Genomic DNA, 350 nt, shown 5'->3' on the forward strand with positions numbered 1-350 from the left:
CGCCGGTGACGCCGGCCGCGACCCAGGCCCCGCCCCCGCGCCCGCCCGCCCCGGTCGGCGCCGCCGGGAGGTGCCACCAGGCGGCCACGAGGTCGGCGAGCCGCTCGGTGGGCTCGGCGCGCAACCAGCGGTCGTACTCCCCGGTGGCCAGCGCCGCGGTCTCCTCGATCGCCAGGAGGCCGCCCGAGTACCCGATCTCCAGCCAGAGGCGCGCGTCGGCGACCGGGCTGCCGGACACCTTGGCGAGCCGCTTCAGCTCGCGCGAGCCGACCCCGCCCGACTTGAGCAGTGCCACGGGCGCCTCGGCGGCCGCCGCGAGGACCGCGCCGGCCCGGTCGAGGGCGGCCGTG

General features: G+C 80.6%; 1 pseudogene. It reads right to left on the minus strand.

Annotated elements, in window-relative coordinates:
* Positions 1-350 (minus strand): annotated as a pseudogene (locus tag ABD211_RS26790) (hypothetical protein); the annotation flags it as partial.

The sequence above is a fragment of the Luedemannella flava genome, assembly GCF_039528515.1.
GTDB lineage: Bacteria > Actinomycetota > Actinomycetes > Mycobacteriales > Micromonosporaceae > Luedemannella > Luedemannella flava.